At 55.9% G+C, this 23831-nt stretch carries 17 protein-coding genes, 1 pseudogene and 1 riboswitch; of the genes and pseudogenes, 7 read left to right on the top strand and 11 right to left on the bottom strand.

Features of this window, described 5'->3' with window-relative positions:
* Positions 1-81: 81 nt before the first annotated feature.
* From OGX84_RS14955 to OGX84_RS14945, 3 genes and pseudogenes are all read right to left on the bottom strand, one after another.
* Positions 82-1590, bottom strand: coding sequence for a carboxylesterase/lipase family protein (locus tag OGX84_RS14955; protein WP_112002072.1), 1509 nt, complete (start codon positions 1588-1590; stop codon positions 82-84).
* A gap of 41 nt (positions 1591-1631) precedes the next feature.
* Entirely contained in the window at positions 1632-2975 is a 1344-nt protein-coding gene (hglS, locus tag OGX84_RS14950) for a 2-oxoadipate dioxygenase/decarboxylase HglS (RefSeq protein ID WP_049011627.1), read from the bottom strand.
* Positions 2976-3104: 129 nt separating this feature from the next.
* Positions 3105-3692: pseudogene (locus tag OGX84_RS14945) on the bottom strand (DHH family phosphoesterase); the annotation flags it as partial.
* Between the two features lie 75 nt (positions 3693-3767).
* Positions 3768-3840, bottom strand: a riboswitch (Fluoride riboswitch).
* A 230-nt stretch (positions 3841-4070) separates the two neighbouring features.
* Between OGX84_RS14945 and OGX84_RS14940 the strand changes: the two are divergent.
* Complete coding sequence (locus OGX84_RS14940; protein WP_012132331.1) at positions 4071-4994, top strand: LysR substrate-binding domain-containing protein; 924 nt, start codon at positions 4071-4073, stop codon at positions 4992-4994.
* A gap of 62 nt (positions 4995-5056) precedes the next feature.
* Here the strand turns inward: OGX84_RS14940 and OGX84_RS14935 are convergent, their stop codons facing one another.
* The 4 genes from OGX84_RS14935 to cybB all read right to left on the bottom strand — a co-directional run bounded on the left by OGX84_RS14935 (position 5057) and on the right by cybB (position 9075).
* A complete protein-coding gene (locus tag OGX84_RS14935; RefSeq protein WP_012132330.1) occupies positions 5057-6745 on the bottom strand; it encodes a methyl-accepting chemotaxis protein in 1689 nt (562 codons plus the stop codon).
* Positions 6746-6914: 169 nt separating this feature from the next.
* A complete protein-coding gene (locus OGX84_RS14930; protein ID WP_012132329.1) occupies positions 6915-8033 on the bottom strand; it encodes an S-(hydroxymethyl)glutathione dehydrogenase/class III alcohol dehydrogenase in 1119 nt (372 codons plus the stop codon).
* A 32-nt stretch (positions 8034-8065) separates the two neighbouring features.
* Positions 8066-8341 (bottom strand): metal/formaldehyde-sensitive transcriptional repressor, encoded by a 276-nt coding sequence (locus OGX84_RS14925; RefSeq protein ID WP_012132328.1) that lies wholly within the window; start codon positions 8339-8341, stop codon positions 8066-8068.
* Positions 8342-8544: 203 nt separating this feature from the next.
* Positions 8545-9075: a cytochrome b561 gene (gene cybB, locus OGX84_RS14920; protein WP_012132327.1), complete on the bottom strand. Its 531-nt coding sequence runs from the start codon at positions 9073-9075 to the stop codon at positions 8545-8547.
* A gap of 189 nt (positions 9076-9264) precedes the next feature.
* Between cybB and gap the strand changes: the two genes are divergently transcribed.
* Both gap and OGX84_RS14910 read left to right on the top strand, forming a co-directional pair.
* On the top strand, positions 9265-10266 hold the full coding sequence (gap, locus tag OGX84_RS14915) for a type I glyceraldehyde-3-phosphate dehydrogenase (RefSeq protein ID WP_058669192.1): 1002 nt from the start codon (positions 9265-9267) through the stop codon (positions 10264-10266).
* A gap of 132 nt (positions 10267-10398) precedes the next feature.
* Positions 10399-11325: an alpha/beta hydrolase gene (locus OGX84_RS14910; protein WP_112002070.1), complete on the top strand. Its 927-nt coding sequence runs from the start codon at positions 10399-10401 to the stop codon at positions 11323-11325.
* 39 nt (positions 11326-11364) lie between these two features.
* On the opposite strand, the gene aldA is transcribed toward OGX84_RS14910, so the two are convergent.
* Both aldA and OGX84_RS14900 read right to left on the bottom strand, forming a co-directional pair.
* Positions 11365-12804 carry an aldehyde dehydrogenase gene (gene aldA / locus OGX84_RS14905; protein WP_047463614.1) on the bottom strand — a complete coding sequence of 480 codons (1440 nt, stop codon included), beginning with the start codon at positions 12802-12804 and terminating at the stop codon, positions 11365-11367.
* 204 nt (positions 12805-13008) lie between these two features.
* Positions 13009-13809, bottom strand: coding sequence for a YdcF family protein (locus OGX84_RS14900; protein WP_112002069.1), 801 nt, complete (start codon positions 13807-13809; stop codon positions 13009-13011).
* A 270-nt stretch (positions 13810-14079) separates the two neighbouring features.
* On the opposite strand from OGX84_RS14900, the gene OGX84_RS14895 reads away from it, so the two are divergent.
* From OGX84_RS14895 to OGX84_RS14885, 3 genes are read left to right on the top strand one after another with little or no spacing between them, the layout of a single operon-like run.
* The gene (locus OGX84_RS14895; protein ID WP_047463611.1) at positions 14080-15732 is read left to right on the top strand and encodes an MFS transporter; all 1653 of its coding nucleotides are present in this window, start codon (positions 14080-14082) and stop codon (positions 15730-15732) included.
* A 41-nt stretch (positions 15733-15773) separates the two neighbouring features.
* Entirely contained in the window at positions 15774-16856 is a 1083-nt protein-coding gene (locus OGX84_RS14890) for an HlyD family secretion protein (RefSeq protein ID WP_058669194.1), read from the top strand.
* Complete coding sequence (locus OGX84_RS14885) at positions 16853-18229, top strand: efflux transporter outer membrane subunit (protein ID WP_112002068.1); 1377 nt, start codon at positions 16853-16855, stop codon at positions 18227-18229. Before OGX84_RS14890 ends, OGX84_RS14885 begins: the two co-directional genes overlap by 4 nt.
* A gap of 2 nt (positions 18230-18231) precedes the next feature.
* Here the strand turns inward: OGX84_RS14885 and OGX84_RS14880 are convergent, their stop codons facing one another.
* A complete protein-coding gene (locus OGX84_RS14880; protein ID WP_112002114.1) occupies positions 18232-18867 on the bottom strand; it encodes a LysE family translocator in 636 nt (211 codons plus the stop codon).
* Between the two features lie 128 nt (positions 18868-18995).
* Between OGX84_RS14880 and OGX84_RS14875 the strand changes: the two genes are divergently transcribed.
* The gene (locus OGX84_RS14875; RefSeq protein ID WP_112002067.1) at positions 18996-19901 is read left to right on the top strand and encodes a LysR family transcriptional regulator; all 906 of its coding nucleotides are present in this window, start codon (positions 18996-18998) and stop codon (positions 19899-19901) included.
* Positions 19902-19909: 8 nt separating this feature from the next.
* Here OGX84_RS14875 and hrpA read toward each other — a convergent pair whose 3' ends face one another.
* The gene (gene hrpA, locus OGX84_RS14870; protein ID WP_112002066.1) at positions 19910-23812 is read right to left on the bottom strand and encodes an ATP-dependent RNA helicase HrpA; all 3903 of its coding nucleotides are present in this window, start codon (positions 23810-23812) and stop codon (positions 19910-19912) included.
* Positions 23813-23831 lie beyond the last annotated feature (19 nt).

The raw sequence follows: 23831 nt of genomic DNA, 5'->3' as shown, positions 1-23831 counted from the left end.
AAGAACAGACTGAATACCGTGTAAATACAGATGGGCGCGCTTTCAGGTTATGAAAAGCGCAACCTGCCGAACATCTCGCCATTATTCCAGACTGACGTGATGTTTCATCACCCGTTTGAACAGCGCCATTCGCGCGCCCATAAAGCGGTTCTCTACTTTAAAACCGGCAAATTTATTCAGTCCGATGCGTAACAAGCGATCCCGCCCCTGAACGCTGGCGGGCCAGCGCACCGGACCATGCAGAACATCGCAGGTCCGGCTGGCGTGACGGGCGAAATTAACCCAGTAATCGGCGATATGCCGGGCAAACGCCATATCGTTGTCATTCACGTAATTGCGCGCGGGTTCCGCCAGCGTCAGCGTATCAAAGACATACGGCACTTCATTTCCGTGCCAGGCGCCGTTGGCGTAGGTTGTGTGTTCAGTTTCCGCGACATAGTCAAACCAGTATCGCCAGCACGGTTCACCTACCCGCTGCTGCGCCTGCATCACCACATAGCCCAACGTGGTGAACGCCATATCGCGGCAGACCTGACGCCCCAGCTCTTCATCGCCTTTCACGCCGGGATAGAGCAGCTTGATCAGCCCTAACCCCAGTCGGCGTTCGCGCCGCAATTTCGCGATCTGCCCGGCGAGATCAACGCCAAACACCGCCATCACGCTCGCTTCGTCGCTGTTGGAGCCAATCAGAACCGGCATTGGGTGCTGCTTTCCGGCAAAGAAGGTCTCCATCATCGGCTGTGGCAATATCGCATCGCCGGAAATCGGCGTCGGCGCGATTTTCAACGGTGCGCCCAGCGGCCAGAATGCCTCCGCCGGTAGCGCCCGCAACTGTTCAGCAGTAGCGTCCGGCAAATTAAAATGCGCCGCCAGTTCGATGCCCTTTTGCAGCGCGACCTCGCGCGGCGTATCCGGTAACGTATAACCACTCTGAATAATGGCTTTATGGAACAGGCCCTTTGCCCGTGGGGACGCCATCAACGACAGGACGCTACGCGCGCCAGCGGACTCGCCGAACAGCGTCACATTCTGCGCATCGCCGCCGAAAGCGGCAATATTGTCCTGCACCCAGCGTAGCGCCGCGATCTGATCGAGCAAGGCGAAGTTATGCACGCATTCGCCGTCCTCGCCATCAAGGGCCGGATGAGCAAAAAATCCCAGGTGACCAAGACGATAATTGAGCGTGACTACCACGACATCGCGCTTCGCCAGCGCACAACCGTCGTAAGGCGGTAATCCTCCCGCGCCGATGGTGTAGCCGCCGCCATGCAGCCAGACCATCACCGGCAACGGCTGCGGGCGCACCGCGGGCGCCCAGATGTTCAGATACAGGCAATCCTCGGAAAAACGCCCTGGATCGCCCCCGCCAAGCTCGCGACAATATTCAATATCCTGCCAGCTGGCGCATGAAAATGTATTCGCAGGGCGTTCGCCCTGCCAGGGGGCGGCAGGCTGTGGCGCCCGCCAGCGGAGCTGACCCGTAGGCGGCGCGGCATACGGTATACCGCGCCAGATGTGGATGTCGTTTTGCACGACACCCATGACATTTCCCTGTTGCGTTTCGACAAGCGGGATGGAGGGATTCAACATGACGCATTCCTTTTCCTTCACATCCCGACAGCATACCGCGATCAGAGCAGTCCGCAACGCCGTTTACTGCGTTCTTCCGCCGCCTGATAAAGCGCAAACTCATCATATACCGGGCACCCCAACGCCTGCTCAAAGGCGTCGCGGCTGGCATTGCCGTGGCTGCGCGCCTGGGTTTCGTTACCCAGGTTAGACTGGAATATTCCGGCCGCGCTTACCGGCAGAAAATCTTCATAGGTAATGGGTTGTGCCACCACCCAACCGCGTTCAATCAGCGGCTGTGGGTCGTCGCCCGGATGAATAGACTGGCGGTGCGATTCACCGGCAGGCGTTAACCGGTAGCGAAACCAGGCGAGCCCCTGCTGGCGCAGTAAAAATTCGCTGTCCGGGAAAGCGTTAAAGACCGCCTGCAAATGCAGCTGATGCGTAAGATTATCTTTGCCCGTCCCCGCCTTATGCAGTAACGCATCGTACAACCGCCGCCCTTCAGGCGTCAGCGCCACGCCGCGCTGTTCAATCTCACCAAAACGTGCCGTATGGCTGCCCTCCGTTTCACCGGCAAACAGCACCGACTCTTCCAGCGCCTTGAAACTGGTCTGGCGTAACAGAATCGGCACCTCACGGCGCGGCGGCCCTTCAATCAGGATCTTGGGTTCGATACCGCATTCCGGCATCATCAACTGTACTTTGTCGATATCCAGAGTGCGCGGCGTCAGGTGGTTAATGTGGCACCCCGGAAAACACACCACGTCAGCAATCAGACGGTGTTCATTATGTAATGCCTGATACGTTTCCCTGTCCACCGTGGCGTGCCGGTGCCAGCGGAAAGTCTCCAGCGCCTCCTGCACAAACTCCCGCGCCTGCGCCCCGGTAAAATTGCCCTGCGCATCAAAGACGTCCAGAAGTTCGCGACAGCGCGGCGTAAAGATATCGCGCTTCGCCAGAATATCCGCCGCGCGTTGGCGCAGCGCCGCGTTCTCAATTAACTCCAGCCGTAATAGCGAGGTGAAGACGCGAAACGGGTTGCGGGAAAGCGACGCATCGTCAATGGGGCGAAAGGCGGTGGAATGAACGGGAACGCCCGCCTGAGAAAGGTCGTAATAACTGACGGGATACATCCCCATAATCGCAAACATTCGGCGCAAGGTGGAAAGCTCCTGCGCCGTACCCACCCGAATCGCGCCATGCCGCTCAACGTTCAGCCGCGCCAGCTCATCCGCGTTGGCCAGCTTTTCATGCAGCGTAGGATTATTTTCCAGTACCGTCAGATTCACATCAGCGACAAGTTCCAGCAATGTACCGTACTGTGGAACTTCCTGCTGGTACATTGCTGACATTGCCTGCGAAAAGTGTTCCCGAATCTCATCAGCCGCGATGGTGTTCGCCATAATGTCATGCCTCCAGTGAATATTACCTGGAGTGTAGAAAACGCCGTTCACTCTGGTGGGAAGAATTTACAAAGTGTGATCTCACCTGTGCGGATTCAGGTGATGTTCCAGCCAGGGGAGCATCTGTTTCTTACGGCTCAGCATCCCTTCCACGCTGGTTTTCGCGTACAGAAGATCGCGGCTAAAGCGTTCAAGAGACAGACCGGCAAGCTGGCTGAGCGATTCCACCGCAAGGCGGTCATCCGGGGTCGTTGTCGGCGAACGAAGCGTGACAGTGTCACTCAGAACGGCGCCCAGTAATAACGTCGCTTCTGCGGATGAAAGCTGTTTTCGAATGGCATCCGTCATCAGTTGCCACAGTAATGTCGCGCTACTGCCAACAGGTTTTACCCACACTTCCGGCGGCAGTCGGGTGATCAACCCGCCTAAGCGGTGATGGTCAATAATGCCAACAACGTTACTCTGCGCTAAAGAATCCGGCCCCTGGGCTGGTTCGGTAAAATCAACCAGCCAGACGTCCCGATCGGTGAGCGGAACGCTTAATCGTTCAGGAATGGGCAACCCCGCCTGCGCAAAAATAAACTGCGTCTCACGGTTGGCTTCCCCCGTGCGGAACGCCACTGCCTCCTGCCCGCGTAACGTCAGCCAGCGCGCCGTCATCATGGCCGTACAGATAGCATCGCTATCAGGATTGAGGTGACCAATTACATATATCATTGTTGTTTCCTGTTGGAAAAAGCATGAGGAACCGGAAGAGTATTGACCAGCCCGACACGCTCCTGGTGATAAAGAGTCATATCAGGCGTCATCAGCCTACTGAAACGAGGCGGTTGGAATAAGGTGGAACGCCATCACCCTGCACTGGATTGTGAACCCGCTTGATGTCTCTTTCAAGTATGAACTCACGTTATGACCTGTCGCTTTCTGCGTCACGCATTGCCATTATTCTCACATCACTGTGAATCGTACAAAACATAAGCAAAACAAACTTCTTGTAAAAGAAATGAGTTAGATGTTAATAATATTTTGCTATCAGGTTATCAAAAACCAATAACTTTACTTGTCACCGGCACCGCTCTGTTTTTAACATCGCTTATGGAAAAAAATAGCTTGTTTAGTCAGCGCATCCGTTTGCGCCATCTTCATACTTTTGTAGCTGTCGCCCAACAAGGAACACTGGGGCGCGCGGCTGAAACCCTTAACCTGAGTCAACCTGCACTCTCTAAAACGCTTAACGAGCTGGAGCAACTGACCGGAACCCGCCTTTTTGAGCGCGGTCGCCTCGGCGCGCAGTTAACGCTGCCCGGCGAACAGTTCCTCACCCATGCGGTAAAAGTGCTTGATGCGCTTAATACCGCGGGCCAGGCGTTGAATCGCAAAGAAAGCCTCAATAATGATGTGGTGCGCATTGGCGCATTGCCCACCGCCGCGTTGGGTATCCTTCCGGCCGTTATTGGTCAGTTCCATAAGCAGCAAAAAGAGACGACGTTACAGGTCGCCACCATGAATAACCCGATGCTGCTCGCTGGCTTAAAAACGGGGGAAATCGACCTCGGTATTGGCCGGATGTCCGACCCGGAATTGATGAGCGGTCTGAATTACGAGCTGCTGTTTCTGGAGTCGCTGAAGCTGGTTGTGCGCCCTAATCACCCGCTGTTACAGGAAACCGTCACCTTAAGCCGTGTGATGGAATGGCCGGTGGTTGTGTCGCCCAAAGGCACCGCTCCCCGGCAGAATGCGGAAGGTCTGCTACAAAGTCAGGGCTGCAAAATGCCCGTTGGCTGCATCGAAACGCTGTCGGCCTCGTTGTCTCGCCAGCTTACCGTTGATTATGACTACGTCTGGTTTGTTCCTTCAGGCGCGGTGAAAGAAGATCTGCGCCAGGCTACGCTGGTATCACTGCCGATTCCCACTCTGGGCGCTGGCGAACCGATTGGCATCCTCACCCGCGTGGACACGCCGCTTTCTCCCGGCGCGCAGGCGCTGATCGCCGCTATCCGCAAATCCATGCCACACTGAATGCGCCCTCAAATAAATGCCGGATAAGACGCGTTAGCGTCGTTACCCGGCAATATTAAGGCTTAAAACGTTTCCCAGTTATCACCGCTGGTTGTTACCGGCTGCGGTGATGAACTGGCGACGACGTCCACAGACGGCGCGCGTTTAATCGCACTTCCCCCCTGCAAACGAAATGCCCCGACCGCTTCGGTTAAGCGAGCGGCCTGCTCTTCCAGAGACGCGGCGGCGGCAGAGGCCTCTTCGACCAGCGAGGCGTTTTGCTGCGTGACCTTATCCATCTCGGAAATCGCCTGGCTCACCTGCACAATCCCACGGCTCTGCTCATCAGAGGCTGCGGCGATCTCCAGCATAATGTCCGTTACGCGTCGCACGGCATCGACAATATCATTCATGGTGTTGCCTGCTGCGACGACTTCCCCGGAGCCCTGGTCAATCAGTCTGACCGATTCGCTGATCAGCCCTTCAATTTCCTTCGCCGCCTGCGCACTGCGGCTTGCCAGCGTGCGCACTTCACTGGCGACTACGGCGAAGCCACGCCCTTGTTCACCCGCTCGCGCCGCTTCGACCGCCGCGTTAAGCGCCAGGATATTGGTCTGGAAAGCGATGCTGTTGATGACGGCGGTGATCTCGGAAATTTTCTTCGAGCTATTGGAGATATTGCCCATTGTTTTCACGACGCCAGACACCATCTGACCGCCGTGACTGGCTTTGCCGGAGGCGTCTTCCGCCAGTTTACTGGCATGGTGCGCGTTGTCCGCATTTTGTTTCACCGTGGCCGTGAGTTCTTCCATGCTGGCTGCGGTCTGTTCAATTGCTGCGGCCTGCTCTTCCGTACGCGATGACAAATCGGTATTGCCGGCGGAAATCTCACTGGTGCCGCGATAAATCTCTTCCGCCCCCTGACGTACCGTTCCCACCGTTTGCCCCAGAGAGGACTGCATCTTCTGGAGATGGCGGCTTAAGCGACCGATTTCGCTGCGTCCGGTTGGATCATCCGGCATGGTGAGATCGCCTGCGGCAATCTGTTCAATACGCTGCGCAGCACGTTGCAGAGGGTTGATTACCGTCCGGCGGAGCGCGATAAACGTCAGTAGCGTAAGCACCAGCGCCAGCGCGAACGCCCCAATCATGAACATCAATCCCAGTTGGCTGCGCTGATGCGCCTGGTCGCTAAGCTGATTCGCGCGCGCCGTGCGTAGCTCAATCGCCTTGAGCAATACGGTGTTATACGCGGTATCGAGCGGTCTGGCCTGTTCGTTTTCATGGTTGATAATCGCCTCGAACATGCCGTTTCTGGCGTATTTCAACATAGGTTGCAGGCCATCAATATAGGCTTTGAAGCGGGTATTCAGCTCCGCATCCAGCGCTTCGTCCGCCGGTGTTTTTACCGCCCGCGCCATAAAGACGTTAAAGCCTTCCTGCGACTGCTTAATCCGCTTCTCCGCCTCAGCGATATTGGCTTTCATGTCATCCATTTCAGCAATGCGGCTCGCCGCGCCTGCATGGATCATATTGATACGCGCGGTACGCAGATGGTTAGAACTGTTGGATAAGCCCATCCGCACCTGAATTTCGTCCGTCACATCCCGCTGGTCACGATCTGCCTGTAGCAGGAAGTACCCCGCCAGCCCGGAACTGAGTGCGAACAGAAGAAGGATGCCACCGAGAATGGAGGAAAACAGCGGAACCAGCCGAATATGATGCAGAAAACCCAGCTTATGCGGTGCTTGCATCGTTGATGTGTTGTCCATGACCGTCGACTCTCTTGTAGGTTATTGCGTATAAAACACGCCCGTTAGATAGTCATCGGCATTCCAGGAAGTTTGCTTACGGTGAAAATCGGAATGTTTGTCACATTTTCACAACATTTATTCCTGAAAATTCAGGAAAGTGCCAGCGGCAGACCCGCTGGCATGTGAATCAGTTATCACCGAAATGGATAACGGTGCGAATGGACTTGCCCTGATGCATTAAATCAAAGGCATCGTTGATTTGATCAAGCGGCAAGCGATGGGTAATGAACGGGTCCAGACGAATTTTCCCCGCCATCGCCTCTTCCACCATGCCTGGCAGTTGGCTACGCCCTTTCACACCGCCAAAAGCGGAACCGCGCCAGACGCGCCCGGTAACAAGCTGGAACGGACGGGTTTTAATTTCCTGGCCTGCGCCAGCCACGCCGATGATGATGCTCTCGCCCCAGCCTTTGTGGCAGCACTCCAGCGCTGCGCGCATCACATTGACGTTACCGATACATTCAAAACTGAAATCGACGCCGCCATCGGTCAGCTCAACAATCACATCCTGGATGGGTTTGTCATAGTCATTCGGGTTAATGAAATCGGTCGCGCCCATTTCTTCCGCCAGTTTGAATTTCTCCGGGTTGGTGTCAACCGCCAGAATACGCCCGGCTTTCGCCTGCACTGCTCCCTGAATCACCGCCAGGCCGATACCGCCCAGGCCAAAGACCGCAACGCTATCCCCTTCTTTTACTTTTGCCGTGTTGTGTACCGCGCCAATCCCTGTGGTGACGCCGCATCCCAGCAGACAGACTTTATCCAGCGGCGCCTGCGGATTGACTTTCGCCAGGGAAATTTCAGCACAAACGGTATATTCACTGAATGTGCTGGTGCCCATATAGTGATAGACAGGTTCGCCGTTGTAAGAAAAACGGGTGGTGCCATCCGGCATCAGCCCTTTACCCTGCGTGGCGCGCACCGCCTGACACAGGTTGGTTTTGCCGGATTTACAGAACTTACACTCGCCGCATTCTGCGGTGTACAGCGGAATAACATGATCGCCTGGCTTCAGACTGGTGACGCCTTCGCCAACGTCAACCACCACGCCACCGCCTTCGTGACCCAGCACCGCCGGGAACACGCCTTCCGGGTCGTCGCCGGAGAGCGTAAACGCATCCGTATGGCAAACGCCGGTATGGGTAATTTTGACCAGCACTTCGCCTTTTTGCGGCGGCGCGACGTCAATTTCAACAATCTTTAACGGCTGGCCGGGGCCAAATGCAACTGCTGCACGTGATTTCATTTGTCTCTTCCCATTATTGTGAGGTGATCTGTTTATTTTAGATAAGCGCGCAGAAGGTGGCCGATTTCAGCCATGCGCACGGCGCGTTGATCCGGCGTGGTGTCGCCGCTGACCAGTTCATCTTTCAGGTGAATCTCAACCATCTCTCCCATCAGCCCGTTAGATGCGCCGCGAACGGCGGCAATCTGTTGCAGGATCGCCAGGCAAGGTTCTCCTGACTCCAGCGCCCGTTCCAGCGCGTCAACCTGCCCGCGGATACGGCGAACTCGAGTGAGAATACGTTTTTTATCTTCAGGTGAATGCGGCATACGCCCTCCATACTATAGGGGGGTATACTATCAGATTTGTTATGTGGCTGTAAAACCAACAGCAGCATCTCGCTATTTGTATGACAAATAGCTATACTGCCCGCTTCCGATGTAGACCCGTTTCCTTCACCTGCGTCACGGGTCTGGTTACACGCAGGTGTTTTCTAAAAGAAACCCCGCATTACGCGGGGTGGTGAGAAGAGTCAGGAACGTTTGCGCGGCATCATGCGCAACAGCGTATTGTCTTTCCAGACGTAGTGATGCATCAGCGCCGCGGCGGCATGCAAGCCAATAACAAAATACCCCAGTTTCGCCAGCGTGATATGCCAGGTTTTCAGCATATCCACCACCTCAAAATTAGCGTCTGACGCATGCGGCATCACCAGGCCGAACGCAACCCAGGGATTGCCCCGGTTATACATCATCACCAGGCCAATAATCGGCAAGACAATAAACAGCAGATAGATCACCAGATGCCCAAGATGCGCCATTCCGGTCACCATCGGCTTTGGTTTTGGCACAATGGGCGGCGCCGGGTATTTCAGTCTGACCAGCAGGCGCGTCACCATCAACACCAGGATGGTCATCCCGCACGAGACATGAACCATATTGATCCACGGACGATAGCTGCGGGGCGCAAATCCCCTCAACTCCATTGCACAGTAGGTCACAATAACCAGTAAAAAGACCAGCCAGTGGATGCCAATTTGCAGGCTTGTGTACTTATTGCTCATAACACGTCCTGAGTAAAAAAATAAAGCGTCAACATAGCGAGCTTTTGTTAAAAATTCATTAACTTTTGTTCACCCAATTTCAACCAGTTACGCTTAGCCGCAAAATCTGTTATTGCCCTGGACGCCTGACTGGACTATGCCTGGTAGGAAAAAATGTGTCGTATCGTTGCATCCTGACAGGAGAAAACCATGAGTAAAATTGGCATTAACGGCTTTGGTCGTATCGGTCGTCTGGTGTTACGTCGTCTGCTGGAAGTGAAAAGCGACATTGATGTCGTCGCCATCAATGACCTGACCTCCCCTAAAATCCTCGCGTATCTGTTGAAATATGACTCAAACTACGGCGTATTCCCCTGGAGTGTGGATTTCACCGAAGACGCGCTGATTGTGGACGGCAAAAAAATTGCGGTTTACGCAGAAAAAGAGGCTAAAAATATTCCGTGGAAAACCACCGGCGCCGGGATCATTGTCGAGTGCACCGGCTTCTATACCTCAGCCGAGAAGTCCAAAGCGCACCTCGACGCTGGCGCTAAAAAAGTGCTGATTTCCGCCCCGGCTGGCGATATGAAAACCATTGTCTTCAACGTGAATGACGACACGCTGGATGCCAGCGACCAGATTGTTTCTGTCGCATCCTGCACCACTAACTGCCTGGCGCCGATGGCGAAAGCGCTGAATGACAACTTTGGCATTCAGGTTGGCACCATGACCACAATTCACGCCTACACCGGAACCCAGTCGCTGGTTGACGGGCCGCGCGGGAAGGATCTGCGCGCTTCGCGGGCGGCGGTGGAAAACATCATCCCCCACACCACCGGCGCGGCGAAGGCTATTGGTCTGGTGATTCCTGAACTGAGCGGAAAACTTAAAGGCCATGCTCAGCGCGTCCCGGTGAAAACCGGCTCTGTAACCGAACTGGTCTCGATTCTGGAGAAAAAAGTCACTGCGGAAGAGATCAACGCGGCGCTGAAGAAAGCGACAACCCATAATCCGTCGTTTGGCTATACCGATGAAGAGATCGTCTCTTCCGATATCATCGGCTCACATTTCGGTTCGGTGTTCGATGCCACGCAAACTGAAATCAGCACAGTGGGCGATCTGCAACTGGTGAAAACCGTCGCCTGGTACGATAACGAGTACGGTTTTGTAACCCAACTTATTCGCACGCTGGATAAATTCGCCAAACTCTGACCCTCTGGCGGAGGCATTGTTCCTCCGCCGTTTTCACTATTTATCTGGTCATTCAAGACGATGTGAATCCCTTCCGATTTTCAATGGATTAACTGTGTTATAGATAACATTTATCACTGAGTGAGCACAGTCATGGACGTATTCAGCCGCGAAACCTTAGAAGAAATGATGGCGCAAGCCGTCTCCCGCTCAGCCACATTTACCCTCTGGCCTGATGGCGAAGCCCCCGGAGCGAAAAACAGCGATGCTGTTTTTACGCCAGAACCGCGGCATACCGGTACATCCATCTTCGATCGCGCCGTCACGGGCGTCCGATCTCCTGAAATCACCGTTTACGCGCCAGATAAACCCAACGGCGTGGGGCTTCTCGTGACGCCTGGCGGTTCCTACCGGCGCGTCGTACTGGACAAAGAAGGCAGCGCGCTGGCGCCCTTTTTTAATGCGCGTGGTTATACCCTGTTCGTGATGACCTACCGGATGCCCGGAGATGGCCATGATGAGGGGGCAAACGCGCCGCTGGCGGATGTGCAGCGCGCGATGCGCTATCTTCGCGCCAATGCGCAAGCGTGGAAGATCGACCCGGAACGCATCGGGGTGCTGGGTTTTTCTGCCGGTGCGCATGTCGCCGCCAGTCTGGGGACGCGTTTTGCTGAACCCGTCTATTCCCCTATAGATAGCCTGGATGAAATCAACGCCCGCCCTGCTTTTATGGCGCTGGTCTATCCGGTCATCACCATGCGTGACGACATTCATCATCCCGGCTCACGCCTTGAACTGATGGGCGCGGAACCTGACGATGAACAGATTCGCCACTACTCGCTTGAGGAACGCGTGGATGCCGCTACGCCGCCCACATTTCTGCTGCATGCCATCGACGATCCGGCGGTAAAGGTGGAAAACAGCCTGGTATTTTTTAACGCGCTGCGCCGTTCTGGCGTAGCGGTGGAAATGCATCTGTTTGAGCGAGGAAAACACGGGTTTGGCATTCGTGATACGCAGGGATTGCCGGTCGCGGTCTGGCCGGAACTGATGATGAACTGGATTGCGACCAAAGTGTGACCGCCATTAGCAGGCCGGGGAAAACCCCGGCCTGTTACATCAGGACTGCAAATAGACCACCTGCGTTTGCAGATACTCGTTCAGACCGTGTTTGCCATCCGCCCCGCCAATACCTGACTTGCGCCAGCCAGCATGGAATCCCTGCATCGCCTCAAAGTTTTCGCGATTGATATAGGTCTCGCCGAATTTCAGCCCGCCGATCGCCTTCATCGCAACATTCAGGTTTTGCGTATATACAGACGATGTCAGACCGTAATCGCTGTCGTTCGCCATCTCCAGCGCCTCTTCCAGCGTATCAAACGCCACAACCGGCAGCACGGGGCCAAATGTCTCCTCATGCATGATGGTCATCTCCTGGCGAACGTCCAGCAGCAGCGTCGGTGGATAATAATAACCTTTGCCCTCCACGGCCTTGCCGCCCAACGCCACGCGAGCGCCCTCCTGTACAGCGCGCGCCACTTTCTGCTCTACCCGCTCCAGCGCGGCAGCGTTAATCAGCGGCCCCATTGCGATGTCATCACGCTGTGCCGGATCGCCAAACTGAACCGCTTTCATCGCCTCGCCCAGACGATTCACAAAGCGATCGTAAATCCCTTTTTGTACATAAACGCGCTCAGCACAGTTACAGACCTGCCCGGTGTTGATCACTCTGGAATCCACAATCGCTTTCACGGCCAGCTCAAGATCCGCATCGTCCATCACGATTGCCGGGGCTTTCCCGCCCAGTTCCAGGCAAACTTTAGTGATGTTTTTCGCTGCCGCCGCCATAATTTTCTCGCCGGCGACCACGCTGCCGGTCATGCTCACCATCGCGACTTTCGGGTTCCCCGCCAGCTCCTGCCCAACCGTTTCACCGCGTCCCAGCACCAGGTTGAATACGCCTTTCGGTAAGCCGATGTCATGCACGATCTGCGCGAAAGCGATCGCATTGTTTGGCGTAAATTCGCTGGGTTTAATGACGATGGTATTCCCGGTCAACAACGCCGGAGCGAGCTTACGGGCAATCAAAAAGAACGGAAAGTTCCACGGCAGAATCCCGGTGGTGACGCCCAGCGCGCGTTTAAAGACCAGAATATTTTCTCCGGGGCGGTCGCTTTGCAGGATTTCGCCTTCATAACGGCGCGCCCACTCGGCCATATATTCGATGTAGTCAGCGGTGAACGCGACTTCCACCTGCGCCAGCTGCTGGATTTTTCCGCCTTCCGCGACAATCAGCGCACTGATCTCTTCTGCCCGCTCACGAATCCCTGCCGCGATCTTTCTCAGCCACCCCGCGCGTTCAATCGCAGGCAGCGCCTCCCATTCCGGCTGAGCGCGCGCAGCGGCGTCAATGGCCTGACGCGCCTCTTGCGCGCCGCCATCAGGAATACGGGAGAGCAGTTCTTCGGTGGCAGGATTCACCACATCAATCCATGCGTCTCCCTGCCAGCTAACAAATTGACCATTGATATACATCGGGTGTTGTACGGGTGCGGACATGCGCTGCTCCTGTAATTGAATTGTTCTTAACAAGTAAAATCATTGTTAAGTAATAACAATCACATGTTCTCAGGGTCATCTGCGGTGCTGGTTTTGTGATGTGCTTCATAAAAGCAGCCAGGAAGGTTCTGTCAGAGGGGCGATATCGGGGAGAGAGTTTGCCCGTTTGAGCGTAAATTTCCGCAAACGGGCAAGAAAGTAACATTAACGCAACGAACGACTGTTCATGGTCTCAATCAGGTCAGCGTCATTTTGCAGCGTCTGCCACGCCGCCTCAACGTCAGCGGGAATATCAACGTGCACAATAAAGTCGCGGCCACGCGGCCCGTAGCCGGTTTCATCATCCCGTAAGCGCGGAAGCTCTCCCGCAATCAGGGAGAGATAGCGATCCACGGACCACAACCCCTTCTGTTCTCCGGCAAAATCCACGCCGTCATCGTGCTGGCACAGCGTCGGGACAATACCCGGATAGCTCAACCAGCGGGGCGAATCGGGATCGTCGCAGGTGACGCGGCGGAACGTCGCCATCGTCCGGCGTTGCATTGTCGGGTCCTGTACGATAATGGCGGTGTTAATGGGCGCCGATACCTGACCAATCAGGGCGCAGCTAAACTGCGCGTTCTCACCGCAGTTTGTTGATTTGTCTTCTGGCCAAATGTTCTCCGTCGGGATCTGCCAGAACTGATGAGCGATATCCGCGAGGATTTTGGCTTCCGTACGCCCGGTGGTGCGTATGGTGTTGTAGCGCGGGTGCCCGGCGATGGCGGCATAGAGAAACGTGGTGGAATGGCCGATGCCGCCGCTGATCAACAGCGGGATCTGCTGCGCTTTCGCTATGTTACAGGCGGCGTCTATCGCCGGGATGACGGCATTCCCCGCCAGCACAACGCAGTCAGCCTGATACGGCGCGTCACCAGAGAAGTCATTTTGGGCCAGCCAATGCCCCAGCGTGTTCGCTGCTTCCAGCGTTGCACTGGATAATGCCGGAAACGGTCTCATTCTCATGGTTCTTCCTCCTGTGTTCCTTGCAGAGTACCGGAGTGGCTTCTGGTGAGTACCAGATCACTCCGAAAGACGATCCGCTGATTATCCTGTGGTGCGAGGGTGAGATAAAGCGTTGATGTCAAACAACGTTCAATGAGCGAAAATCCCGGCTTAACGGCAATGAATATTTGATTTACCGGGCGTTTTCATATTCACTTGAATTATGGTTTACGTCAGACGTAGAATCATTAGCCCGCTAACCATTAAAATAATACAAAGGTATACGACGTTATGCGCCTGCCCCAACGCGATCCTTATGCTCCTCGCGAGTGGCAGCCTCACGAAAAGCCCGCGCTGTTAGGCTCACCTTCGACTCCCATTCACAGCACGCCGAAACGCATCGCCTACGGCGTGGTGGGCCTGCTGGTGTGTCTGACCGGCGCCCTCGGGAACGCGGTCGTGACCGCGAATCTGCAAAATTTACAGGGCACCTTTGCTGCCTGGTCGACGGAGATCGCCTGGCTGCCTGCCGTTTATGTCATGACCAATGTCTCAATTAACCTGCTGCTGGTGAAATTTCGCCAGCAGTTTGGTCTGCGGGCATTTACCGAAGGTTTTCTGGTGCTGTATGTGCTGGTCACCTTTTTTCACCTCTTCGTCAACGATCTGAGTTCCGCGCTAATGGTACGCGCGGCGCACGGTATGGTCGCCGCCGCGCTCAGTTCGCTGGGTATTTATTATCAGATACAGGCCTGGCCTGCGAAACACCGTCTGAAAGCGTTAACGATCGGTATTACCGGGTCGTCGCTGGCTATTCCCCTCGCCCGGTTGTTCTCTACCGAACTGCTGCAACTGGATGAGTGGCGCGGCCTGTACTTCTTTGAGCTGGGACTGGCGCTGGTTTCGCTGGGCTGCGTCATCGCCTTAAAACTGCCTCCCGGCGACAGACGTAAGGTTTTTGAAAAGAAAGACTTTATTACTTTTATTCTGCTCGCGCCCGGCATGGCGCTGGTCTGTGCCGTGCTGTCGCTGGGGCGACTGGACTGGTGGTTTGAAGCGCCCTGGATTGGCTGGTCTCTGGCGCTGGCGACGGTACTCATCATCAGCGCAATTGTGTTCGAGCATAACCGCAGCAATCCGCTGTTGAATACGCGCTGGCTCTCCAGCGGCAGTATTCTCCGCCTGGGGCTGATTATGTTGCTGATCCGCATTGTACTGGCGGAGCAAAACACCGGCGTAATTGGCTGGCTGCAATACGCTGGCTTACAGAATGAGCAAATGACGCATCTGGCCTGGTCAATTTTCGCTGGCATTGTGTGCGGCATCATCACCAGTTGCCTGACGATTAAACCGACGCGGCTGGCCTGGCCCGTGATTACGTCGCTGGCATTGATGATCGTCGCCTCGCTGCTCGACAGCCACTCCACAAACCTGACGCGCCCCGACCAATTAATGGTCAGCCAATTCTTACTCGGCTTTGGCAGCGCGTTCTTCCTTGCCCCGGCAATGCTGGCGGGTATCGGCGGCGTCATCGCCGATCCGCGCAATCTGGTCAGTTTTTCCGTCTTATTTGGGATGAGTCAGAACATCGGCGGTCTGCTGGGCTCCGCCATTCTCGGCACGTTCCAGACCTGGCGTGAAAAATATCACTCCAGCCTGCTGGCCGATCAGCTCACCACGCTAAATCCGCTAGTGAATGAGCGTCTACAGATGTACAGCCAGATGTACAAAAACCTGATTGGCGATAGCGCATTGCTGAACACCCAGGCAATCGCCCAGCTACAAACCGTTACGTCGCTTGAGGCAAATATCCTCGCCTATAACGATACTTATTTACTGACGGCCAGCATTGCCGCCGCTACGCTAATCTGGATTTTATGGCGCTTGCTGCGACTGCGTATTACCGCCCGGATGGCGCTGAAAAAAGCCACCGGAACCAAGTAACAGATGAAAATTATGTTTATCGCTTTACCTCAGGAGCCGCTATGAGTCAGCAGGATGCCGCCAAAGAGCAGGCAAATACCCGAAACAATCTCCGTGTGGTGTCAATTTTTGCCGCTGCCGCCATTGGCCTCGTCGGGGTTCTGGTGATCCTCTACGCCTGGCAATTACCACCGTTTACCCGCCATACGCAATTTACGGATAACGCCTATGTGCGTGGACAAACCACCTTTATTAGCCCGCAGGTGAATGGATATATCACGCAGGTGAATGTGCAGGACTTTGTGCAGGTGAAAAAAGGCGAACTGCTGATGCAGATCGACGACCGTATTTATCGCCAGCGTGTCCATCAGGCCGAAGCGCAGCTGGCCATGAAAATCGCCACGTTAAATAATAACCTGCAACAGCGTAAAAGCGCCGAAGCCGTGATTGTGCGCAATGAAGCGGTACTGAAGAACGCCAAAGCGCAAAGTCTGAAAACCCAGGCAGATTTGAAACGCGTGAAAGATCTCACCGCCGACGGTTCACTGTCGATTCGTGAACGCGATGCGGCGCTGGCCAGCGCCGCGCAAGGCAGCGCGGATATCGACCAGGCGAAAGCCACGCTGGAGATGTCACGACAGGATTTACAAACGGTGATCGTCAACCGGGGAGCGCTGGAAGCCGACGTTGAAAATGCCCGCGCAGCGTTAGAGCTGGCGCAGATCGATCTGCAAAATACCCGCATTGTCGCGCCGCGCGATGGCCAGCTTGGGCAGATTGCCGTCCGCCTCGGCGCGTATGTCACCGCCGGAACGCACCTCACCACGCTGGTGCCGCCGCAGCACTGGGTTATCGCCAATATTAAAGAGACGCAACTGGCGGAGCTGCGCGTGGGTCAGCCGGTACGGTTTACCGTCGATGCGCTGAATGATCGGGCTTATGAAGGCCGGGTGGAGAGCATTTCTCCGGCAACCGGCGTGGAGTTCAGCGCCATTACGCCGGATAACGCGACCGGCAACTTTGTCAAAATCGCCCAGCGCATTCCGGTTCGGGTGGAGGTGCTGGGTAAACCGGAGGAGATTGCGCGATTGCGTCCGGGTATGTCGGTGCAGGTACATATCGATACCCGGGAGGCGAAACAATGACGCGCCGTCCCGTTGCCGCTTTGCTGTTCGCCCTGCTGCTCAGTGGCTGTCAGTCGGTTGATGTGGCACCCGCAAAACCGTCTTTGCAAATCCCCGCCGCCTGGCGAACCGCCACCGGCCCCGCCAGCGCAACAGAACAGGTATGGTGGAGAAATTTTCACGACAGTCATCTGAATCGTTATGTCGATCAGGCGCTGCAAAATAACAGTGACGTGTTGATTGCCCGCGAACGGGTAAATGAATACCAGGCCAGGGTCTATGCCGCCGAAGGCAGCCTGTTCCCCTCGCTGGATGCGGGCGTTAGCGGAGCGCGGGCGCGAACGCAGTCTGCGGCAACCGGACTTCCGATCTACAGTACGTTGTATAAGGGCAGCCTGACGGCAAGCTACGATGTCGATATCTGGGGCGTTAATCGCAGCACCGCCAGTGCGGCGCAGGCCTCGCTGGCGGCGCAAAAAGCGGCGGCGGCCGCCGCCGATCTGACCGTTGCCTCGTCCGTTGCGTCCGGTTATGTCACGCTGCTGGCGCTGGATGAGCAGCTCAACGTGACAAAATCGACGCTGAAATCGCGTGAAGAAGCCTGGAATCTGGCAAAACGGCAATATGAAACAGGCTACAGCTCGCGCCTGGAATTGATGCAGTCGGATTCTGAGCTTCGCTCGACGCGCGCGCAAATTCCCCTGCTTGAGCACCAGATCGCACAACAGGAAAACGCGCTGAGTCTTCTGCTGGGCAGCAACCCGACGCGCCTGGCCCGTAGCGACCGTTTTGATGCGCTGACGCCCTTAACGTTGCCGTCACAGTTGCCCTCTTCGTTGCTCAACCGCCGTCCTGATGTTGTGCAGGCCGAAAGACAGCTTATTGCGACCGATGCGACGCTTGCCGCCTCTCGCGCCAGCCTGCTGCCGTCGATCAACCTGACGGCGACCGGATCGGTGCAGGATCGCACGCTCCCCGGTCTGCTTGACGACCCGCTCCGCTTATGGAGTATCGGCGGCAGCATTCTCGCCCCTCTGCTTAACCGTCAGGCATTGAATGCGCAGGTCGATATTTCCCAGTCCCAGCGTAATCAGGCGCTGTACAGTTATGAAAAAACCGTGCGTAACGCCTTCAGTGAGGTAAACGATAGCCTCGACGCCATCACCCGCTATCAGGAACAGCTCAGTGAACTACAGGCGCAGCAGGATGTGGCGCAGGAAACATTGCGCATCGCCCAGAATCGCTATCGCAATGGCTATTCGTCTTATCTGGATGTACTGGACGCCCAGCGCACGCTGTTCTCAGTGCAAACCAATGTGGTGCAGGTGAAAAACAATCTGCTGCTGGCGCAGATTGATCTCTACAAAGCGCTGGGCGGCGGCTGGTCTGTCTGACGTCATCCGTACGGCAAGTGGTGAATGATTTCGCGGATGTTATAGACCAGGCCAGACAGCGATATCACCAGCAAAAACAGCGATGACGCCAGCCCAATACGCCGGCTGTGATGCGGTGACAACCAGTTATTGATGAGCAGGATGTACAGCGATAAAACAGCAAAATCAAAAATGATCCACACCACCGTCAGCGTCATAATGCTGGCGGCGAAGTTCTGCGTTACCGCAATAAACTGAGGGAAGAAAGCGACAAAGAAAAGAATGTCTTTCGGATTTGAAATGCCGGTAATAAATCCCCGGATCACCCCGCCGTCGCCCGCAGCGACCGTGTTTTCTTGCGCATTTACCTGCGGATTCCCCGCCCGCAGGCTGATTAACGCGCCGTAGCCGATATACAACGACCCTGCGATCCCCAGCAAAGACAGAAACAAACCGGAGATCGACACCACCCCGGCCAGCATCAGCGCCGCCAGGATAATCAGCACCAGAGAGGCGCTGTTCGTTCCGATCACCGTCGCAAAGGCTTTACGCGCACCGTGCCGGGCCGCCGTTCCGGTTACCAGCGCAACCACCGGGCCGGGCGTGACCAGCAACAGTAAAACCGATAAACTATACGCACTCAGCAATGTCAGATTAATCAACGCCTTTTCTCCTTCATAACGCACACAGGCCCGGAAACTCCCGGCATTATTCAGCGAGCGATGACGTTTGAAAAACGAATAAAACTGCTATTTAATGTGAGTAAAACTCACAATAGCGTATCGCCATGACTCTGCCGCCACTGTATGCCCTGCGCGCTTTTGAAGCCGCCGCCCGCCTCGGATCATTCAGCAAAGCCGCTGACGCGCTGAACGTCACTCCGGGTGCGGTCAGCAGACATATCCGTACCCTGGAGACAACGTTTGACTGCTCGCTGTTTCACCGCAACGGCCCGCAGGTTGAGGTAACGGAAGCGGGACGCGCGCTGGCGGAGCAGCTGGCCACAGGCTTTCGGACGCTAGAAAACGCCTGCTCCGCGTTTCGCAACCAGCAGCACGGTCTGCGCTTAAAGGCGCCCTCAACCCTGACAATGGGCTGGTTGCTGGACGTGCTGAACAGCGTACATCAGCAGGAGCCCTCGCTTAACGTGGAGCTTTCCAGCGTCTGGATGGACACCGATACGGTGGATTTCAATCGCGAACCCTTTCACTGCGCCATCCTGTTAGGCAACGGTCATTTTGGTTCCGGCACGCAAAGCAGGCTGCTTTTTAAAGAGTGGCTGATCCCGATATGCGCCCCCGTGCTGCTTGAACAGGTACGAGAAAACATTGCCGACTGCGAGCTTATTCACCCTTCGCCAGACCGGCGCGACTGGACGCGATGGCTGGCACGCAGCGGTAAATTTAACGGACTGAATACCCGTCGGGGAAAAGTGTTCGACACGCTGGAACAGGGAAATCAGGCGGCGATAAGGGGGCATGGCGTCTCCGTGGGCGATCTGCTGCTCAGTCTGGAGGCGGTAAAAAGCGGTCTGCTCGCCCTTCCGTTCAATGAAGCGGTGGCAACCGGAGAAGGCTACTATCTGGTCTGGCCGCAAGATACGGCATTCGAAAAAGACATTGCGCTGCTTTATGACAGGCTAAAGCGCGCCGCCCCGCAGGAGATACCCGAAGGTATCTCCTGCCTGAGCTGAGCATGGAGCTACAGGCTGATTTGCTCCATCGCCTGTAAAATGCGCTTATCGGAGATCGGGTACGGCGTGCCGAGCTGTTGTGCAAAGTAGCTGACGCGCAGCTCCTCAATCATCCAGCGGATTTCTTTGACGTCGTCGTCATCACGGCGGGCTGGCGGCAGCTTGTTAATCCACTGCTGCCAGGCCTGCTGCACGCTTTCGATTTTCAGCATCTGCGCCCTGTCACGGTGCGGATCGACCGCCAGTTTCTCCAGCCGTTTTTCAATCGCCTGCAAATAGCGCAGCGTATCGCCGAGGCGCTTAAAGCCGTTGCTGGTGACAAAACCGCGATACACCAGCCCGCCCATTTGCGCTTTGATATCAGACAGCCCCAGCGCCATCGTCATATCCACGCGTCCTTTCAGACGTTTGTTGATCGTGAACACGGCGGTCAGGATCTGCTCGACCTGCTTCGCGATATCGACAACGGTGTCGTTCAGCTCAGCGCGCACCTTCTCATGCAGCGCGGCAAAAGCCTCTTCCGTCCATACCGGGCCGCCATTGGCGTCAATCAGCTTGTCCACGCCGCAGGAGATACAGTCGTCAATCAACTCCAGCACTTTGCCATACGGGTTGAAGTACAGACCGAGCTTGGCTTTATTCGGCAGTTTTTCGTGCAGATACTTAATCGGCGACGGAATATTCAGCAGCAGCAAGCGGCGTAAACCGCACCACATTGCCTGTTGCTGCTCCAGCGGATTGTCGAACAGCCTGATGGCGACGCTATCACGCTCGTCTACCAGCGCAGGCCACGCCTTCACTTTGTAATTGCCGCGTTTCTGCTCATAGCTTTCCGGCAACTGACCGAAACTCCAGATGTGCAGCCCACTCTGCTCGATGCCGTCATCTGCCACCGCCGAGAGCGTCTCCTGGACTTTCCCTTTCAGCGCCTCTTTCAGCCCCTGCAAAGCGCGCCCTTCCTGCAACTTCTTGTTTTTGTCATCCACCACGCGGAAGGTGATCTTCAGATGATCGGGCACCTGATCCCAGTGCCAGTCTTCGCGATCTACCGTCACGCCGGTCATCCGCCGCAATTCACGCTCCAGCGCATCCAGCAACGGTAGCTCCAGCGGCGTTACGCGACCTAAAAACGCTTCGGCATAGTTCGGCGCCGGAACAAAGTTCCGCCGTACCGGTTTCGGCAGCGATTTAATCAGCGCAATCACCAGCTCACGGCGCAGACCTGGAATTTGCCATTCAAACCCGGACTCTTCCACCTGGTTTAACAACGGAAGCGGGATATGGACGGTGACGCCGTCGGCGTCGGCGCCCGGTTCAAACTGATAGCTCAGCCGCAGCTTAAGATTTCCCTGGTGCCAGAAGTTCGGGTAATCCAGCTTGCTGATTTTTTCCGCGCCCTCTTTGATAAGCATACTCTTTTCAAAGTTGAGCAGATCCGGCGTTTCACGGCTGACTTTTTTCCACCAGTTGTCGAAGTGGCGCGCGGAGATCACGTCATGACTGATGCGCTGGTCGTAGAACTCAAACAGCGTCTCATCATCGACCAGAATGTCGCGACGGCGCGATTTGTGCTCCAGCTCTTCCACTTCCGCACACAGCTTCAGGTTGTCGCGGAAGAAGGCGTGGCGCGTCTGCCAGTCGCCCTCTACCAGCGCATGACGAATAAACAACTCGCGACACAACGCCGGGTCGATCTGGCTGTAATTCACCTTACGCGCGGCCACTATCGGCAGACCGTACACGGTCACTTTCTCCGTCGCCATCACCGCGCCCTGCGCCCGTTCCCAGTGCGGTTCGCTGTAAGAACGCTTAATCAGATGCTGGGCAACCGGTTCCACCCACTCGGGATCGATGCGCGCCGCAATGCGCCCCCACAGGCGGCTGGTTTCCACCAGTTCTGCGACCATCGCCCACTTCGGCGGCTTCTTGAACAAACCGGAACCCGGGAAGATGGAGAAACGGGCGTTACGCGCGCCGGTATACTCCTGCTTGTCGGCATCTTTCATCCCGATATGCGACAGCAGCCCGGTCAGCAGCGCGATATGCACTTCACGGTATTGCGCCGGTTCGCTGTTTACCGGAATACCCAGCTCTTTCACCACCTGGCGCAATTGGGTATAGATATCCTGCCATTCGCGCACGCGCAGATAGTTCAGGTAATCGGTGCGGCACAGGCGGCGGAACTGGTTCGACGACAGCGCTTTCTGCTGCTCGCCGAGGTAATTCCACAGATTCACAAAGGCGAGGAAGTCAGACTCTTTATCGTGGAAACGACGGTGTTTCTCATCGGACGCCTGCTGTTTATCCATCGGGCGCTCACGCGGGTCCTGAATAGACAGCGCGGAGGTGATGATCATCGCCTCACGCACGCAGCCGTGTTTCTGCGCTTCCAGTACCATCCGCGCCAGACGCGGGTCTACCGGCAGCTGCGACAACTGGCGTCCTGAAGGCGTCAGTTTATAAGCCGTTTGCTGCTCATCGGTCGTAATCGCCCCAAGCTCTTCCAGCAGACGTACGCCGTCCTGAATGTTGCGTTTATCCGGCGCTTCAACAAACGGGAATGCGGCGATATCGCCCAGCCCCAGCGCCGTCATTTGCAAAATAACCGAAGCCAGGTTGGTACGCAGAATCTCCGGGTCGGTAAATTCCGGGCGCGACAGGAAGTCATCTTCCGAATACAGACGGATGCAGATCCCTTCCGACACACGGCCGCAGCGGCCTTTACGCTGGTTAGCGGAAGCCTGTGAAACCGGTTCAATCGGCAGCCGCTGCACTTTGGTACGGTAGCTGTAGCGACTGATGCGCGCAGTGCCGGGATCGATAACGTACTTAATGCCCGGTACGGTCAGCGAGGTTTCCGCCACGTTAGTCGCCAGCACGATGCGACGCCCGCTGTGCGACTGGAACACGCGGTTCTGCTCGCTGTTAGAGAGGCGTGCATACAGCGGCAATACTTCGGTATGGCGCAAATTGAGTTTATTGAGCGCATCGGCGGTATCGCGGATTTCACGCTCGCCGCTCATAAAGATCAGGATATCGCCGGGACTTTCACGCCCCAGTTCATCCACCGCGTCAAAAATCGCCTGAAGCTGATCGCGCTCGGTATCGTCCGCTTCTTCGACAATTGGACGATAGCGCACCTCAACCGGGTACGTTCTGCCGGAAACTTCAATGATCGGCGCATTGTTAAAATGACGCGAGAAGCGCTCCGGGTCGATGGTCGCGGAGGTGATGATGATTTTCAGATCCGGGCGACGCGGCAACAGCTCTTTCAGGTAGCCAAGCAGAAAGTCGATATTCAGGCTGCGCTCGTGCGCTTCATCAATGATGATGGTGTCGTACTGCATCAGCAGCCTGTCCTGCTGGATTTCCGCCAGCAGGATACCGTCCGTCATCAGCTTGACCATCGTGTTGTCGCTGACGTGATCGCTGAAACGGACTTTATAACCGATGCAGCCGCCCGGTTCCGTTTGCAACTCTTCGGCAATACGGTTGGCAACGGTACGCGCCGCCAGACGACGCGGCTGCGTATGGCCGATCAGCCCTTTAATACCGCGCCCCAGCTCCATACAAATTTTCGGCAACTGCGTGGTTTTACCAGAGCCGGTCTCCCCCGCCACAATCACCACCTGGTGGTCGCGAACGGCCTCCAGGATGGCCTGTTTTTTCTGGCTGACAGGCAGGTTTTCTGGATACGTTATTTCCGGTCTGGCGGCTTCGCGCAGCACAATTTTACCTGCTGCCTGTTCAATCTCTTTCGCCATCTCCAGGAGAATGGCCTGTTGTGCATCAGGTTTTTTAACCTTCTTCACGCCATGCAGGCGGCGGGCAAAGCGCTGCCTGTCACGCAGCATCAGCGTATCCAGCTGTTGCTGAAGTGCGGCGAAGGTGATTTTCTGTTGTTCTGTCATAGCATTAGAGGGCAGTGCT

This window comes from Citrobacter sp. CK202 (assembly GCF_030333225.1).
GTDB lineage: Bacteria > Pseudomonadota > Gammaproteobacteria > Enterobacterales > Enterobacteriaceae > Citrobacter_B > Citrobacter_B koseri.
Note: the sequence above shows the minus strand (reverse complement) of the source record. Positions and strands in the feature narration are given on the sequence as shown.